The organism is Guptibacillus hwajinpoensis, from assembly GCF_005144865.1.
Classification (GTDB): domain Bacteria; phylum Bacillota; class Bacilli; order Bacillales; family Guptibacillaceae; genus Guptibacillus; species Guptibacillus hwajinpoensis_A.
Window position 1 is genome coordinate 169,431 of sequence record NZ_SWFM01000001.1, and the last position, 15,360, is coordinate 184,790.

15 protein-coding genes are annotated in these 15,360 nt (G+C 38.6%); 4 read left to right on the top strand and 11 right to left on the bottom strand.

What is annotated here, in order from left to right:
• Window positions 1–106 precede the first annotated feature (106 nt).
• From FBF83_RS00820 to FBF83_RS00830, 3 genes are all read left to right on the top strand, one after another.
• Window positions 107–1,309 (top strand): lactate 2-monooxygenase, encoded by a 1,203-nt coding sequence (locus tag FBF83_RS00820; protein WP_136945262.1) that lies wholly within the window; start codon window positions 107–109, stop codon window positions 1,307–1,309.
• Between the two features lie 115 nt (window positions 1,310–1,424).
• Window positions 1,425–1,685, top strand: coding sequence for a GlsB/YeaQ/YmgE family stress response membrane protein (locus tag FBF83_RS00825; RefSeq protein ID WP_136946442.1), 261 nt, complete (start codon window positions 1,425–1,427; stop codon window positions 1,683–1,685).
• Window positions 1,686–1,968: 283 nt separating this feature from the next.
• Entirely contained in the window at window positions 1,969–2,388 is a 420-nt protein-coding gene (locus tag FBF83_RS00830; protein ID WP_136945263.1) for a hypothetical protein, read from the top strand.
• A 30-nt stretch (window positions 2,389–2,418) separates the two neighbouring features.
• On the opposite strand, the gene FBF83_RS00835 is transcribed toward FBF83_RS00830, so the two are convergent.
• From FBF83_RS00835 to FBF83_RS00855, 5 genes are all read right to left on the bottom strand, one after another.
• Window positions 2,419–3,060: a Type 1 glutamine amidotransferase-like domain-containing protein gene (locus FBF83_RS00835; protein WP_136945264.1), complete on the bottom strand. Its 642-nt coding sequence runs from the start codon at window positions 3,058–3,060 to the stop codon at window positions 2,419–2,421.
• Between the two features lie 227 nt (window positions 3,061–3,287).
• Entirely contained in the window at window positions 3,288–4,484 is a 1,197-nt protein-coding gene (locus FBF83_RS00840; RefSeq protein WP_136945265.1) for an MFS transporter, read from the bottom strand.
• 133 nt (window positions 4,485–4,617) lie between these two features.
• Window positions 4,618–5,007: a VOC family protein gene (locus FBF83_RS00845; RefSeq protein WP_136945266.1), complete on the bottom strand. Its 390-nt coding sequence runs from the start codon at window positions 5,005–5,007 to the stop codon at window positions 4,618–4,620.
• A 106-nt stretch (window positions 5,008–5,113) separates the two neighbouring features.
• A complete protein-coding gene (locus FBF83_RS00850; RefSeq protein ID WP_136945267.1) occupies window positions 5,114–7,336 on the bottom strand; it encodes a DEAD/DEAH box helicase in 2,223 nt (740 codons plus the stop codon).
• 107 nt (window positions 7,337–7,443) lie between these two features.
• Window positions 7,444–8,310 carry a LysR family transcriptional regulator gene (locus FBF83_RS00855; RefSeq protein ID WP_136945268.1) on the bottom strand — a complete coding sequence of 289 codons (867 nt, stop codon included), beginning with the start codon at window positions 8,308–8,310 and terminating at the stop codon, window positions 7,444–7,446.
• A gap of 108 nt (window positions 8,311–8,418) precedes the next feature.
• Between FBF83_RS00855 and FBF83_RS00860 the strand changes: the two genes are divergently transcribed.
• Window positions 8,419–9,444, top strand: coding sequence for a YeiH family protein (locus FBF83_RS00860; RefSeq protein WP_136945269.1), 1,026 nt, complete (start codon window positions 8,419–8,421; stop codon window positions 9,442–9,444).
• Here the strand turns inward: FBF83_RS00860 and FBF83_RS00865 are convergent.
• From FBF83_RS00865 to FBF83_RS00885, 6 genes are all read right to left on the bottom strand, one after another.
• Window positions 9,441–10,058 carry a hypothetical protein gene (locus FBF83_RS00865; RefSeq protein WP_136945270.1) on the bottom strand — a complete coding sequence of 206 codons (618 nt, stop codon included), beginning with the start codon at window positions 10,056–10,058 and terminating at the stop codon, window positions 9,441–9,443. The two genes, FBF83_RS00860 and FBF83_RS00865, sit on opposite strands and share 4 nt — an antisense overlap.
• Before the next feature lie 78 nt (window positions 10,059–10,136).
• Window positions 10,137–11,576: a D-alanyl-D-alanine carboxypeptidase/D-alanyl-D-alanine endopeptidase gene (dacB, locus tag FBF83_RS00870; protein ID WP_420875111.1), complete on the bottom strand. Its 1,440-nt coding sequence runs from the start codon at window positions 11,574–11,576 to the stop codon at window positions 10,137–10,139.
• Window positions 11,577–11,773: 197 nt separating this feature from the next.
• Window positions 11,774–11,923, bottom strand: a complete 150-nt coding sequence (locus FBF83_RS20625; RefSeq protein WP_169525124.1) for a hypothetical protein — start codon at window positions 11,921–11,923, stop codon at window positions 11,774–11,776.
• Window positions 11,924–12,098: 175 nt separating this feature from the next.
• Window positions 12,099–13,274: an acyl-CoA dehydrogenase family protein gene (locus tag FBF83_RS00875; RefSeq protein ID WP_136945272.1), complete on the bottom strand. Its 1,176-nt coding sequence runs from the start codon at window positions 13,272–13,274 to the stop codon at window positions 12,099–12,101.
• 96 nt (window positions 13,275–13,370) lie between these two features.
• Window positions 13,371–14,117, bottom strand: coding sequence for a pirin family protein (locus FBF83_RS00880; RefSeq protein WP_136945273.1), 747 nt, complete (start codon window positions 14,115–14,117; stop codon window positions 13,371–13,373).
• Between the two features lie 225 nt (window positions 14,118–14,342).
• Complete coding sequence (locus FBF83_RS00885; RefSeq protein ID WP_136945274.1) at window positions 14,343–15,170, bottom strand: aldo/keto reductase; 828 nt, start codon at window positions 15,168–15,170, stop codon at window positions 14,343–14,345.
• Window positions 15,171–15,360 lie beyond the last annotated feature (190 nt).

The window sequence follows — 15,360 nt, forward strand, 5'->3', positions numbered from 1 at the left end:
TTACTTGGTTCTTTATTCTCGCTTTTAATTAGATGAAGCTCGATTAAAGGATATGGTAGTAAAATCAAGAAGATTTCTATAATCAACAAACAAAGGAGTATGATCTATGGCTAATATCGGAAATGAAGTCCAATTCAATATTTATAAACAGATGCACTCACCAGACCCAAATCGCCTTCCTACGCGATTTGAAGAATGGGAAGAGCGAGCTCGAGAAGTTTTGGATGATGGTCCGTACGATTATGTTGCAGGTGGGTCTGGTGGTGAAGATACGGTTGTAACGAATAGAGAAGCATTTAAGCGCTGGCATATCGTACCTCGTGTCTTTAGAAATGTGGAAGATCGAAATTTAAAACTAGGGTTATATGGTGATATGCTTCCTTCCCCTATTATGGTTGCACCAATAGGGGTACAATCCATTATTCATAAAGATGGAGAACTGGCTACAGCAAAAGCTGCTGCCTCGATTGGAGTACCCTACATTGCAAGCTCTGCTTCTACTCATTCCATGGAAGAAATTGCACAAGTAATGGGAGATGCACCTAAGTGGTTTCAACTATATTGGAGCAGTGACCCTTCTATAGCAAAAAGCTTTGTAGAGCGTGCTGAACATGCTGGGTACACCGCTATAGTTGTTACACTCGACACCCCAATGATGGCATGGAGAGAATTGGATCTTAAGAATGTCTATTTACCATTTCTAATTGGTGAAGGAATTGGAAATTACCTTACTGATCCCGCCTTTCAAGCAGGGCTCCACGTTCCTCCTGAAAAAGATTCAATGGGGGCGATCATGCACTGGTCACGAGTATTTGGTCATGCTGGATTAACATGGGAAGACCTTGCGGATCTCAAGAAATATACGTCGCTACCCATTATTTTAAAAGGAATTCTTCATCCTGAAGACGCTAAGCTTGCTATAAAATATGGTGCTGATGGAATTATCGTATCAAATCATGGCGGACGTCAAGTAGATGGTGCTATCGCTGCACTTGATGCTCTACCAGCAGTAGTTGAAGCGACTGAGAATCAAATTCCTGTTTTAATGGATAGCGGAATTCGCCGTGGTGCTGATATTTTTAAAGCTCTAGCTCTCGGAGCAAAAGCGGTTCTCGTTGGAAGACCATGCATGTATGGTCTAGCTGTAGCTGGTGAAACAGGAGTAAGACAAGTATTGACCAATCTTCTTGCAGATTTTGATTTAACGATGGCGCTATCTGGTTGTCGCGACTTAAATGAAGTGAACAAAGATATGATTATTCCAAAAGCTTGGGACTTATCTAAATCTAAGATCTCATATGGGCTTTAAAGAACTTTGCTAGCCAAGTCCTTTAAATAAAATGAGGTGAATGGCTGAATATTATTTCTCCTCTTAGGATAAAACAATACAGTAAGGTAATACAAGATTAGTGGAGGTGTTTTCAATAGGTTTTATCTGGAGTTTAATCATTGGTGGTATTATTGGTTGGCTTGCTGGCGTAATCACGGGTCGAGATGTTCCTGGTGGAATTATTGGAAATATTATTGCTGGATTTGTTGGGGCTTGGTTAGGTACCCTGATATTAGGTAGCTGGGGACCAGATATTGGTGGATTTAGCGTTATCCCAGCTATTATAGGCGCAATTATCTTAGTGTTAATTGTGAGCTTTATTATGGGTAAAACCCGCAATAAAAGAGATACCTAACCTTCACCAAAAGCGCGATAAATTCAAAGAGTAAGAAGCAAAAGAAGCGCAATACTTCAATAGAATTGCGCTTCTTACTTTTTATTTCATTAATCAACACTTAGCTGAATGGAGCGGAAGTCAACCAATACTTTTATAACAACGAAAAAAGCAACAATCTTCTAGAAAAACCTTATTAAATTACCATAACTTCAAAAGAGTTGTAAATTAATGTTTTGCGGTTATGATTTCAAATAGGATAGTAAATGGATTTAATTACATTTACTAATTGGAGGGAATGCATGTGTTACCAATAAAGGAATGGGAGTTACATGAACTTAGCTTTGACAAGTCAGGAATGTTCAATGAGATCAATGTTGAAACGGAATTCTTATTCATTGATTTTGCGGTAGACGGCGAACTAACTTGTGAACAAAGGGATATTATTAGCAGCTTTTCGTTTAATACGGTTGTTGGGAGCAATTCTCACTCTTTTTATATAAACAAAATGCATCTAGAGCTAAATCAATTAAATTCTGGTACGAAGAGGAAGAATATTAGGAATGAGAAAGAACTAGAAAAGGCATTAGTAAGTTGTGTTGAGTTGGATCATATGAATAGTGAAGAAAGAGGAGAAATGGTGAATTTATTTATTAATAGTGTAGATGTATTTATAGAAGAATTGAAAGAACATGAACAAAAGTTAAGAGATGAAAGAAACTAATAACTTTATAATGGCTCTTTTGTGGACGACCTATCTCTGGCTGTTTATTACTACAATGTCACCTATCATCTCGAAATGATTATCTTCAAAGACAATGCCATCCCCATCATTTGCTGCATAAACAGTTTTTCCAGTTGTTTTTGCGTAATCCCTAACATCTTTTTTATATTCGTCATTCCACCGATTGTAGTGAGGTAGAAATTCAAAATCCACAAGCTGTAGTGCTTCTAACTCTTCATCAGAATCCTCTATAAACATCTGGAATAATTTTGTGGTTTTTCCAAGTTGAACCGCTCCGCCACTCACACCTACGATGCTTCCACCCTGGTGGAAAAAATCACGTAGTACCTTTTCCATATTACGATTTCTGATTGCATTTCTAAATTCAATTGGGTTTCCAGCTGAAAGATGAATAATGTCACATTTAAGCAGTTCCTCTATCTTTGATGGATTAAATTTACTATAAAGATCAAAAAACATACTTTTTTGGATTCCGTAATCACGATAATATTGTGCTTTTGTATTGAAATAGGTTTTCTCTTTGTCTTCAGTAGATGGGATGTAACCTATCTTAATATCTTTTGGTTCCATGCCAGTTAATAGTATATTGTCCAACCGTCGATTACCAGGAGATTCAACTACTTGGTCGCTGTAAAAAAATAACTTCCCCATTTAGAACACCTCTTATGTATTAAGTCATTTATTCCACTATCAACTGCCATTTAACAGAACATCACTATTTCTAGAAATACCATATATACACCACTTCTCTGCACGATATTGCTTGCTATTATTATACTATTTCGTAATGGATGCAAGCGAGAATGATGAAAAAAAGCAGTTCAGTTATAGTTGTGCACCTATAACCAAACTACTAAACAAATACACAGTTAATCAATCTATTTCCATTGTACTGCTTCACTATGTTTCTGCACTGTTGAGCTTCGTTTTAAATAGATCACATAAATAATCATTGAGATTATGACCGATATTCCTGCAGTTAAATAAATATCCGCATAACCAAACTTTGAAGCTATCAATCCAAAAAACATCGCCCCTAGACCAACTCCTAAATCAAACGCTGAGAAAAATGTTGCGTTAGCCATCCCTTTTCGATTCATCGGAGCTTCGTTAACTGCCCATGCTTGAAGTGCAGGTTGTACTGAGCCGAAACCAACTCCAAACAGAAATGCTGCAAGTAACAGCATAAACTGATTTGACAGCAAAGTTAGATCAATCATGGCTGCTAGAATTAGTAAAGCACCTGGTAGAAAAATGGCTTTATGGCCTTTTCGGTCATAAATTCTTCCTGCGAAAGCTCGTACAGCCATTAATGAAAATGCAAAGACAACAAAGTACCATTCAATCCCATCTATACCGAGCTGCTCCGCATAAAGTGGTAGGAAGGTGGCAATTCCACCAAACACCATTGTAATAAAAAAGAGCAGTAGCGACGGCATTAATGCAGATCTTTCAAATACATCCCATTTCTTTTTCTGAACGGGTGTCTTATTCGCAGGTTTATATCGTATAAATGCTGCTATAACAAATGAAATGAAACCGGCAGCTGCCGCAATTAAAAACATAGATGTGAAGTCAAAAACAGCAATGATTAATAGTCCTAGTGCAGGTCCAAATGCCATTGCTAAATTCCCTGCTAACCCGAAGTAACCCATTCCTTCTCCCCTGCGCTTTTGAGGGATCAGGTCTGTAGCAATCGTACCAACTGCTGTGGTAGACATTCCCCAACCAAGTCCCTGTACGATTCGCATGAGAAATAATAAGATCAAGCTTCCAGTAAACGCATATGAACCAACAGAGATAACGAAAACCAAAAGACCGATTAAGAATACAATCCTTCTTCCTAGTGATTCAAGAACATGTCCGCTCCATGGACGAATTAACAGGGCCGAAAGAGTAAATATACCCACGACGAATCCAATAAGCTGATCGCTTCCTCCAAGTTCATTAACAAACAATGGCAATGTAGGTAGCGTCATTTGGAATCCAGCAAAAATAAAAAAGTTGGAGATACAAATGAAAATAAAATCACGTGTCCATATTTTCTCCTTCGACAAGTTCTGATTACCTTGCATACTAATTCCTTCTTTCCCTAACGTTTATCCAATTCAATCTTACACTACTATCAAAATTTTATGGGATTTCCTGCTCATGAAACGTAAGAAACGACCTTCCAATAGTGAAGGTCGTTTCAATATATGACTACTTTTATTGCGATTTAGGAGCTTGAAAGAATTCAATCCACTCTCCGTCTGGGCCAGCAAAAAATAAATATTTGCCGCCATTAGGCAATTCATTAATTCCTTCATCGATAAATGTCACGCCAAGATTTCGAATTCTAGTTCGCTCTTCTTCAATATTTGATACAGTGAAAGCAATATGGTGAACTTTTCCTTCTACAGGTAAATCGGCGTTATAACCTTCTATCAATTCTACAATAATTTGCCCATTTAATCCGAGAAATGCGAGCTGCTTATCCCCATCAGGATGATCAAATTCATCCAACAATTCGAGACCGAGAATGCCTTGATAAAATCCTTTCGAAGCCTCGATATTTCTAACCTGTACTCCAACATGCTCAAGTTTCTGTATACTCATAAAACACCTGCTTTCCATTACATAATATGAAATATGAATCTCACATTCAACGCTCTTATTTATCATACTAATCGTTTATTTTCAAAGCAAGGAAGAGGTCACACACTTATTGATGGGGAACCACTTGATTTACAAACTCACCTGTTACGAGAGAAGATTGAAGTCTTATCGAAACGGCTGGTGGTAGTGTTCCTTTCATAGCCTCAAACGGAACACCTAGCCAGAGAATTTTCTGATCAATCGCTATGAATGGAAATGGAATCGTCTCTTCAATTTGTTTTGCTAATGGAAATGAACGGATAGGAGTTGGTGAGATAACAGTCAGCTTCCCTTTCGCTGCTTTGATTTGACCTTCCCATTCCTCTGTTAAAGAAGAATCGCCTGGGAGAGCGATTATTATTTCGCTTGCCTTCTCAATATCATCAAAAACGGAATCTGTCTTCATCGCATGACTCCATCGCAAACTTGGATGCTGGTTTTTGATCCACTTCCCAATTTGAGACGGTGTAATCCGTTCACCTTGTTCTAATTGATGATCGACTAATTGATGTAACGTTTTAGAACGAGATACTTTTTTCTTAATGTAGTCCACGTTACTTACTTGAATAAATTTACCCTTTGTTCTCGTCATAGCTACATTAATAAGACGTTCGCTATTCTGTCCAATTAAGAGCATACCTGGGCGATATTCTGGGTCGCCATCTACTGTATCAAACACCATCATATCTCGTTCACTTCCCTGAAACCGGTGTACTGTTGCTGACAGAATATCAGCTTGGTGACGTTCGTCCTGCAGTAAGTCTTCAAGTAGTAAACTCATCATTTTAGCCTGAGCTCGGTATGGGGTGACGTACCCGATAGAAGTCATTCCCCCATGTAATGATTCATAAATAGCTTGGAATGATACAAAGAGCTGCCACATGTTCATCCGGGATTTGGATGAATGTCCGGTTATGCAAAAGTGACCTGTATGACTTGTATCGATAAGAGTCGAGGCACGTCCATGAAAAGGATAGCGTTCTGCAATAGATCTCCTCATTTCAATTGTTTTTGGATGGTCTTTTACAAGAGAATGATAGATTTTATCATTTGTAAAAGAGGAGATAATTGGATGCATCCTTCTTTGTTCATTAAGTAAGAAAAGTTGTGGATGGAGTTTTCCTTCTTGAACAGTATCAACTATGCCACTAGAATGAAAAACATCTTCCCTTAGCCATTTTGATACAAGTGGGTGTCGAGCAGAAGCAATCGGTGGTAACTGTTTAAAATCACCACAAATAATGACTCGTTTCCCAAGCGATGCTGCAAAAGCGGCTTGGGGAACATAGGCCATACTCGCTTCATCAATAATCACAACATCGACTCGTTTTCGATAGATCGTTTCATCAATTGCAGCCTTTGTAAGTGTTGTGCCAATAATGGACGCTTCCTTAACAAACTGAGACTCTTTTCGACGAATCTGGTCGAGAATATTACCTAATTTCGCTTCAAGCTTAAGTAGTTGATCCGAATCCCTGTTGCTAAAAGATTTCGTTAGATCTTCTTTCAGTTTCTTTCGTTCTGTCATGATGCTTTCTTTCTCTTCAGCTAGATCTGGGTGTTTTGTCCTTAGAAGCTGATCTGTATAAAGTGGTAATTCTGATGGCACATCTCGCTGTAGACCATACCTCATAATTTTGCCTTCTTCAAACTTCTCTCTTTTTTCAATGAATGCGGCTGTCTCACGCATCAAAACATCGACAGCCTGATTGCTGTGGGACAAAATCAGTACATTATTACCTCTAAAAAAATGATTAGCTGCCGCTCTTGCAAGATTATGAGTTTTTCCTGTTCCAGGTGGACCCCAGACATACGTAACAGGATTGTATTTCGATCTGAGAATTAACTCATGTAGTTTACTTTTCGCTTTACCTTCGGGGTGCTTTGTAACTTCTGGTGGATTCATTATATGTTTTACTCTTGCTAATCTGCGTTTACTTTTTTTAATTTCCTCTAGCCGTTCATGAAGTTCGTCGAGTAGCTCCCATGGGTCGTGATAAAGATCCGCTTCACCTATTAGGTCCCCAAACCCACTCTCAAGTGAAAGGATGATGTTCTTTCCTTCTGAAGAGAGTATTCTCCCCTCTAGCTTTACATCTCCCATCTCAATTCTCACCTTTGAACCGGTTGGTATCTGAATAGGCATAAGGGCATCAAAGTAATAGCGGAAGTCATCTTTAGAAGATAATATACGTCCGTTTACAATTCTGTATGGTCTACTTCCATATTTCTTCAGATGTGCAATCTCAGCACGCAATGCCATTTGCCATTCTTGTATTAGTTCTTTCATATTTAATCGCTTCCTTTATTACTTAGGAGTGCTCGTTAAAGAGTTATCTTCTCTTTTTTTCAATTCCTCTACTATATCACGCATAACTCGAACTCTCTACTGAACTTTTAGTCAAGATGTTCATGCAAATGCTCTAAGAACACTTCAAGTACTTTTGTTTGGAAAGGAGAACGCATGAGAATCGAGAACGTTCGTTTGTATGTGAAATTCGGAATGGTAAGAACTACTAAAGTTCCAAGCTCTAATTCCTTTCGAATCGTCCACTTGGAGAGAAAGCTAATACCAATTCCAGCTTCAACAGACTCTTTAATAAGCTGAGTACTTCCGAACGCCATTGTATTACTTGGTGTGATCTCTAGTTGTTGCCACATTTTTTCTGTAGCTTCTCTAGTTCCTGATCCCGCTTCTCTTACAATCCACATTTCGTTCTCAAGCATAGTTCCATTTGCTACCTGTACATGAGAGGGTGAAGCTACAATTACCATTTCATCTTCTGTGAAATCATCTACTTTCATATCACGCACGGGATAGTCTCCCTCAATAATTCCAACGTCTAATTGATGTGAATAGACTAAATCACCTATTTCTCTAGAATTGCCTATTGTAATGGAAGGTGTAATGAGAGGATAGTTCTTTCGTATTTTAGCAATAACATGTGGTAATACATATTCTCCGTAAGTATAACTTGCACCAATCGTTATCTTTCCGCTTGCTCGATTACTTAAATCATCAAGCAAATAGTTCATTTTTGAGTATAAATTTAACAGTTCTTTTGCATGGTGGTAGACGATTTCACCTGCTTTATTTAGTTCTACAGAACGATTGCTTCGTACCAATAGTTTTGTTCCTAGTGTTTCTTCAAGGTTTTTAATGTATTGACTTACGGCAGGTTGCGTCATATGAAGCTCTTCAGCAGCTCTTGAAAAATTTCGTTTCTCAACAACCGCAACAAAAACAGTTAATGGTTGATCCATTTAAACCACCTCACTATAAGTTATTACTTATGGTATGAATTATATTTAATTATTTCACTTATAGCAATGCACTAGGTAAACTATAAGAAGAGAAACGGAGGAAACATTATGATTAATATAATAAGACAGCAACAAACACTCACGCCAAGTGTGCGATTTATTCTAGGAATCACGTTTACATTTTTCATTGCATTAATGGGCTATTATCTAGCAATGGTTCCTGGTTTTGCATTAACAGGACAACTTGCTTCTGCCATATTTATTTCAATCATTTACAGACAAATTGCGGGTTATCCTGAGTGGCTCAGGGCTGGGATTACATTCTCTTCTAAGAAATTACTTCGATTTGCTATTATCTTATATGGAATAAAGCTGAATGTTAGCTTGATTTTACAGGATGGCTTGCCTATTCTACTTCTTGGTGCTGCTGTGATTGCTTTTGCCCTACTATCTTCCGTATGGCTTTCTAAAGCAATAAATGCAAACCGTTCGATTACTTTGTTAGTAGGTGCAGGAACTGGAATATGCGGTGCTGCTGCGATTGCTGCCGTGGCACCCATTGTGGAAGCTAAGGAAGAAGATACGGCGATTGGTGTTGGAATCATTGCTTTATTCGGAACGATCTTTTCGGTGGGTTATACGATTGTTCTTCCATTTCTCCCCTTAACATCTGCAGAATATGGCATATGGTCTGGCATTTCACTTCATGAAGTAGCTCACGTCGCGCTTGCTGCAGCTCCAGGCGGAGAGACCGCCCTAGCTATGGGGCTTCTTGCAAAGCTTGGAAGAGTATTTTTACTCGTTCCTGTTTGTTTTCTATTTATGTACATTGTAAAAAAGAAAAATACAGGAAGCAAACAGCAGGTTCCATTCCCATGGTTTCTAGTAGGATTTATTTTAATGAGCCTTGCAGGTACTTATATTCTTGGCCCAGTTATTCCATTTTCAGAAACTGCTATGACGGCCGTTACTGAAGTAACAACGTGGTGTTTAACTGCAGCAATGGTTGGACTTGGACTTAGTGTAAGTTTAAAGGATTTGAAAAACAAAGCATTGAAACCTATGGCAATCATTACAATCGTATCATTAACGCTTTCCATTCTAACTTTCTTTATCGTTAAATGGTTCTACTAGGCCTCTTTTGATTGGTCATCCTTGGATGACCAATTTCTTCGTAATTGATCCACATAATGAAACACAGTTCGTACAATTAATGCATGTAGTAGAATTCCTACAATCGTCAGAACCACAATGACGATTTTACTTACAAAAGCTGTTGGCTCAACTGAAAAACGACCTACAAATAGGAGCGAGCCAAACGACCAAATCGCTGCATCTTGAAATGAATCCACAACAGGCTCGTAGAAGTAAAATGGAAATGTTGAAACAATCACAAAAACAAAGCTTGTGAGGAACCATGTTTGAGGCGACATCCCCATCGCTTTTCCGATGATTGGATTACTGAAACGTTTCGTAATTGTCTTAATTCGCCAGAGTCGATAAAGTCTTATTAACTTTGCACTTTGAAAGATAGAATCAAGTGGAATTAATGCTATTAGATCAAAAGGGTGCTTTTTAATATACTGAAACCGGTCCTTAGACAGATAAAGAAATACCATGTAATCTGCAAAAAAGACAACCCATGTCCCGATAAGGATCGCCTTTTGAAAAGGAGATTCATACCAAATTGTTGAAACAGACAAAATGACGCATGCAAATAAAAAATATTGATAAATAAGCTTCCACATCGGATTATCCCCCCTTTTACCAAAGTAATCACACTAAAGTTTATCGTTTTCGAAGGTTGTAAACAAACGCAAAGGCTGTCAATCAGCCTTTGCGTTTGTCTCTCCATTATAATTAGCAAGTACAATCGCAAGTTGATCTTCTATCTTCTCCATTTCATCTTCATCAATAAATTGATTGAGAATGATTGAAAATATAAGAGGATGTTCTGATCGAACATAACCAGACAAAGAAGTTACACCAATCAATGAGCCTGTTTTCGCGTAAATGACCCCCTCTGCATCAGTGTTACTTAATCGATTCCGAAGCGTTCCCCCAACCATTCGTTCAGGCATGCCCGCAATAGGAAGAGAATTCAAATAAAAATCAAACCATGGCTTGTCTTGAATTCTATAAAGAAGGAAAGAGAGTTGATTAGTCTGAATGAGACTTATCTGTGAAATCCCTGATCCATCTCGCAAGCACATGTCATCTGGATTAAGACCTTCCTCCTGTAAAACTGATCGAATTACTTCTAAACCTGCCTGGAAACTACCTTCTTCCTTCATTACTTTTCCCATTTCTTTTACAAGAACTTCTGCATGTCCATTGTTACTAAGTTTCATAAACGGAAGGAGTAAGTCGGAAAGTGGCATAGATTTCTTTTCAGCTAAGCGAATGGCTTGATCCGGGGTTTTTCCTAGCTTTTCTTCTCCTTTTAGTTCAATACCGTGCTTCTTTAACGATTGTCCAAACAGATTTAAAGCATAGCTTGCTGGATTCCACACTGCTACCCACGCTTTTTCTGGGTTAGAGTTTTTAGAAATTGTTCCACTAACAACGATGGTGTTCGTGCCATGCTTTCGGTTTATCTTTATCTCAGCATCTTCATTTTCATTCACAGTCTTTGCATTGTTGATAATTGAGATTGTATCTGTTTCAGGTATGACCTTAACACCGCTCAGCGATCCTTCGCCACTGTTAGGCGATACCTTTATCATTAAGGTTCCAGCATCATAGTCTTGATTTGGAGAAGCTGTAAGCGCAGAAACTTGAGCACCGTAATATTCATCCTCATCACTCCAAATCATATCCTCCGACAAATATTCGCTATCATACCAAGACTCATCCCCAATCAAATCTCCATTTACTTGGGTAATTCCTTGAAGTTTCAACTGCTCTGCTAACGAATCAAAGTCTTCGGGAAGTAACGTGGGATCACCCTTACCCTTTAAATAAAGATTCCCTTTAATGATTTCTCCATGGCGATGATCTGCAAGGACCTCAGTTTGGAACTTATAATCTGAACCGAGTGTTTGAAGAGCCGCAGCTGCTGTAAGTAGCTTCATATTAGAGGCTGGTGTTAGTCGTGTGTCGCCATGATGATCGAAAAGAATTTCTCCCGTTATAGCTGATCGAATACTAACCCCAGCAATTGCACCTTTTAGTCGCTTATCGTTAACAATCGTATGTATTTGCTCTGTTAAAGTCTGATGATTTTCTGCTCTTGCTGACCTACCAAATTGTTTTACAGAAGTCATCGGAATAAGAAGCAAACATGTAGTAAGTATTGCAGCACCAGTCAACCTTTTTCTATTCAATATGACTATGACCCCCTTTTTTACTAGCATTCTTTATCCTGCTCATTCTATGTAAATTAAAATGGAGCCGCTGCGATTTGATATGTCGCACGGCTCCTTCTATGAAGTTTCCTGTCGTAGTTTAGATTGGAAAAGAATCATTTGGTTTCCTTCATCCCCTGTTCTTTGGTGTTCTTTCTTACATAATCGCCTTCTTCTTTTGTATGATCTTCTTCATTTCGCTCAAATCCCCAGACATTCGTCAGCAACAAACTTCCACTCAACGAAACGGTCCTTCGTTCTCTCAACATACTCCCCTCCTTTTCGTTTATTAGTGATTCATTTCGCCACTCGAATAAACTTTTCCTTCTTTGCTGGCGAATTTGAAACTATTTACCCAGAATGCTGTTATGATAAGGAAAAACATGTTGATTTATAGTAAAACAGTATGACTTTAGCACTTCGCAAAATAAAAGCCTCCCATCAGGAAGGCTTCTCTGAGTTAAGCGCTCTGCTTGCAAGCATAGATATTACTGCATCATCCATTGGAGGATTATGAAGTCCAGCCCTCACATCTCTGTAATAACGCTGCATCGGATTATCTTTAAACAAGGCTCTTGCACCAACAATCCTCATCGCAATATCAACAACGTTAGCCGCACTGTTTGTAGCCACATGTTTTACGGCTGCAAGTTCTGCTCCCATGTTGCTCCTTAGATGAGGTTCATTCACCCACCTCAATGCAATAGAATACATCATTTCTCTTGCTCTCATTAACTCTAATTCCATTTCCCCTATTTTCCTTTGTACTTCTGGCACATCTTTAATAGGTCCTGGTAGACTATTAGGAGAATACTCAGATGCAAATGCAATCGCTTCGTTTCTCGCTGCAATCGCGACACCAAGATAACAAGCAGGGATGTGAAGAAGCCATGCCTTAGGTAGTTCGCTCTTACTGCTGTTTGAACCTTCAATAAGAGCATCGTGAGGGAGAATAACATCGTTTAGAACGAGATCATCACTTCTCGTACCTCTCATAGAAATCGTATCCCATTTTTCTTCAATCGTAACTCCTGGTAGACTCATATCGACAAGGAAAAAGCCTTTCTCCCCTGTATTGTCAATTTGTGCTGATACAAGAGCATAATGAAGCCCAGGTGCCATAGAAGTAAATGATTTCCGTCCGTTTATAACCCAGTGTCCATCCTTCTTACTCGCTTTCGTTTGAGGCATCCCTCCGCGTGTCGGACTTCCAGTTGCAGGTTCGGAAGCTGCACGATTTAAGAGTGCATGTTCATTAACAATTAATTGGGATAAACGTTCATAAACATCCTCTGACCAAGTTTGTTCCTCTCTCATTTCAAGCATAATACCGAGATGCCATCCAATTGAAAGTGCAGTAGCGGCATCACCTGTAGCAATCTGTTCCTGTAGCATAACGAATTCATACAAATTAATTTCTGTTCCACCGAATTTCTCGGGTACCGTTAATGCAATGTAGCCCGACTCTTTTAACTGTTCGAAATTCTCGGAAGGAAAACGCCCTTCACGGTCAACTTCATCTGCTTTCAATGCAAATGATTCTGAAAGCTTACTGCCCAGATTAAACAATTGTTGTTGTCTTTCAGATTTAATAAATGGCTCATACAAGTGATTCATCTCTTACTCACAGCCTTTCCGAACATGATCTACTATTAATCGTACACTATTGTATTTCTAATTCTCCAGTAAATCGATCGGAATAAGCATAATTCTTTACTTTCTATACAAAGGATAGTCAACAGAAGTTGGAACTTCAATAGCTATTACTCTTGTATCTTTTCTAACCTTTATCGCAATCTTACTCTGTTCATCTGCTTCCATAACGAGAAATTCTTTCATTTTGAATTCTGTTCTATTTATCTTTCCTTCACCACTAAGAACGAGAATGCTTAGAGATCGCCCCTTTGCTAAACTATGTTCGTAAGTAAAATCACTTTTCACCTCGATATCCCACATCGCAGCATCTGTTACAAAGTTAACCGGCGATTCATCACTTAATAACTCTTTTATACGTATTCCTTCATTTGTGTCCACTTGAAAATCTGCATCATTAAATTGCTGATAGGTCGGTCTTCTTTTCAAGGCTTCTGTTAAATGAGGCTCAAACCAAATTTGAAATCCTTGCATGTTTGGACCTACAAATCCTTCTTCGTGAGAAACGCCAGATCCAGTCTGCATAACTTGTAATCCCCCTGGACCGACCGTACTTTTTGTTCCAAGTGTGTCTCCATGTTCAGCTTTACCGCTTATCACATACGTAATAATTTCAAATCCTTGATGAGGATGTAACGGGATGTAGCCTTCATTTTCTGATTTCGCCCAAGCCCAGTAAAAAAGTGGTCCTATTCGCTTCACTTCTGAGCCCTCACCTGGAAAACCAATTGGCTTTTGTTCAGTGATTTTACCTCCATCAAACTGTCCCGCACCTTGCTGGTTCAATCCATAACGTTTTATATTCAACTAAATCACCGCTTTCTTAAATATCTTTAATTCGAGATAATTTTATCTCATTAGGTATTTTCAGTCAATTTAAAACCCTCACCTCATTTGTGAAACGGTGTTGTTACGTCGTATAAAAATTAAGGTGAAAACGTTAGCGTTCCACATATATTACCCGAACAGTTAATGATGGATCAAATCTGAGATGTTCTAAATAAAAAAGCCGGCTCTTGGCCGGCTTCTAAATTAAAAATCAAAATTATCTGGATCTGGACCCATTCGTTCATTTTGATTAAGTTCATCAATCGCTCTAATATCATCTTTCGTTAATTCAAAATCAAAAACATCAAAGTTTTGTTTTATTCGTTCTGGGTTCGATGATTTAGGGATGGTTACAACTTCATGTTCAAGATCCCAACGAATAATAACCTGAGCAGTTGATTTACCATGCTGTTCTCCAATGTGTTTCACTACATCATGATCAAGCAATTTACCCTGAGCAAGTGGTGACCATGCTTCCATTTGAATAGAATGCTTTTTACAGTAATCACGGAGCTCTTGTTGATTTAGTAGTGGGTGAAATTCTACTTGATTCACCATAGGCTTAATTTCTGCATCTTTAATTAAATCTTCTAGATGGTGTGGGTGGAAGTTACTTACCCCAATTGCGCGGATACGACCATCCTTATATAACTTTTCCATCGCTTTCCACGTCTCTTTGTACTTGCCTTCTACTGGCCAATGAATGAGGTATAAGTCTAGAGTTTCAACTCCAAGCTTTGTTACAGTATCTTCAAATGCTTTTAATGTTGACTCATAACCCTGGTCATCATTCCATACTTTAGATGTAATAAAAAGATCTTCACGTGGCGTACTGTTTTCTTTAATTGCAGCACCTACACCTTCTTCGTTCTTATAAGCTGCCGCTGTATCAATTGCTTTGTAACCTGCATCAATTGCAGCATTTACGGCTGTCTTAACTTCATCATTGTTCTCCATCTTCCATACACCTAGTCCTAGCGTTGGCATTTCAACGCCATTATGCAAAGTTGTTGTTGTCCATTGTTTAGCCATTAGAAATCTCCTCCAATTTTCGTTTACAAGTGAACTCTTCCCACTTTGATACAAATCTAATCTTTTTTTAAGGCTCTTTTCCAAAAGATTGTTGCTATTAGAAGATTGTTTCTCTAGAGAACCCCACTTCAAAGTTGATTGGAGCGGTAGGTGCTCGACTCCTACGAGACTAGCGGACAGGTGAGACCCC

Coding starts and splice junctions, on each gene's coding strand:
- FBF83_RS00875 (WP_136945272.1), bottom strand. CDS start 13,274: ATGAATCACTTGTATGAGCCATTTATTAAATCTGAAAGACAACAACAA.
- FBF83_RS00840 (WP_136945265.1), bottom strand. CDS start 4,484: ATGCAAGGTAATCAGAACTTGTCGAAGGAGAAAATATGGACACGTGAT.
- FBF83_RS00855 (WP_136945268.1), bottom strand. CDS start 8,310: ATGGATCAACCATTAACTGTTTTTGTTGCGGTTGTTGAGAAACGAAAT.
- FBF83_RS00845 (WP_136945266.1), bottom strand. CDS start 5,007: ATGAGTATACAGAAACTTGAGCATGTTGGAGTACAGGTTAGAAATATC.
- FBF83_RS00850 (WP_136945267.1), bottom strand. CDS start 7,336: ATGAAAGAACTAATACAAGAATGGCAAATGGCATTGCGTGCTGAGATT.
- dacB (WP_420875111.1), bottom strand. CDS start 11,576: ATGACTTCTGTAAAACAATTTGGTAGGTCAGCAAGAGCAGAAAATCAT.
- FBF83_RS00885 (WP_136945274.1), bottom strand. CDS start 15,170: ATGGCTAAACAATGGACAACAACAACTTTGCATAATGGCGTTGAAATG.
- FBF83_RS00865 (WP_136945270.1), bottom strand. CDS start 10,058: ATGTGGAAGCTTATTTATCAATATTTTTTATTTGCATGCGTCATTTTG.
- FBF83_RS00835 (WP_136945264.1), bottom strand. CDS start 3,060: ATGGGGAAGTTATTTTTTTACAGCGACCAAGTAGTTGAATCTCCTGGT.
- FBF83_RS00820 (WP_136945262.1), top strand. CDS start 107: ATGGCTAATATCGGAAATGAAGTCCAATTCAATATTTATAAACAGATG.
- FBF83_RS00860 (WP_136945269.1), top strand. CDS start 8,419: ATGATTAATATAATAAGACAGCAACAAACACTCACGCCAAGTGTGCGA.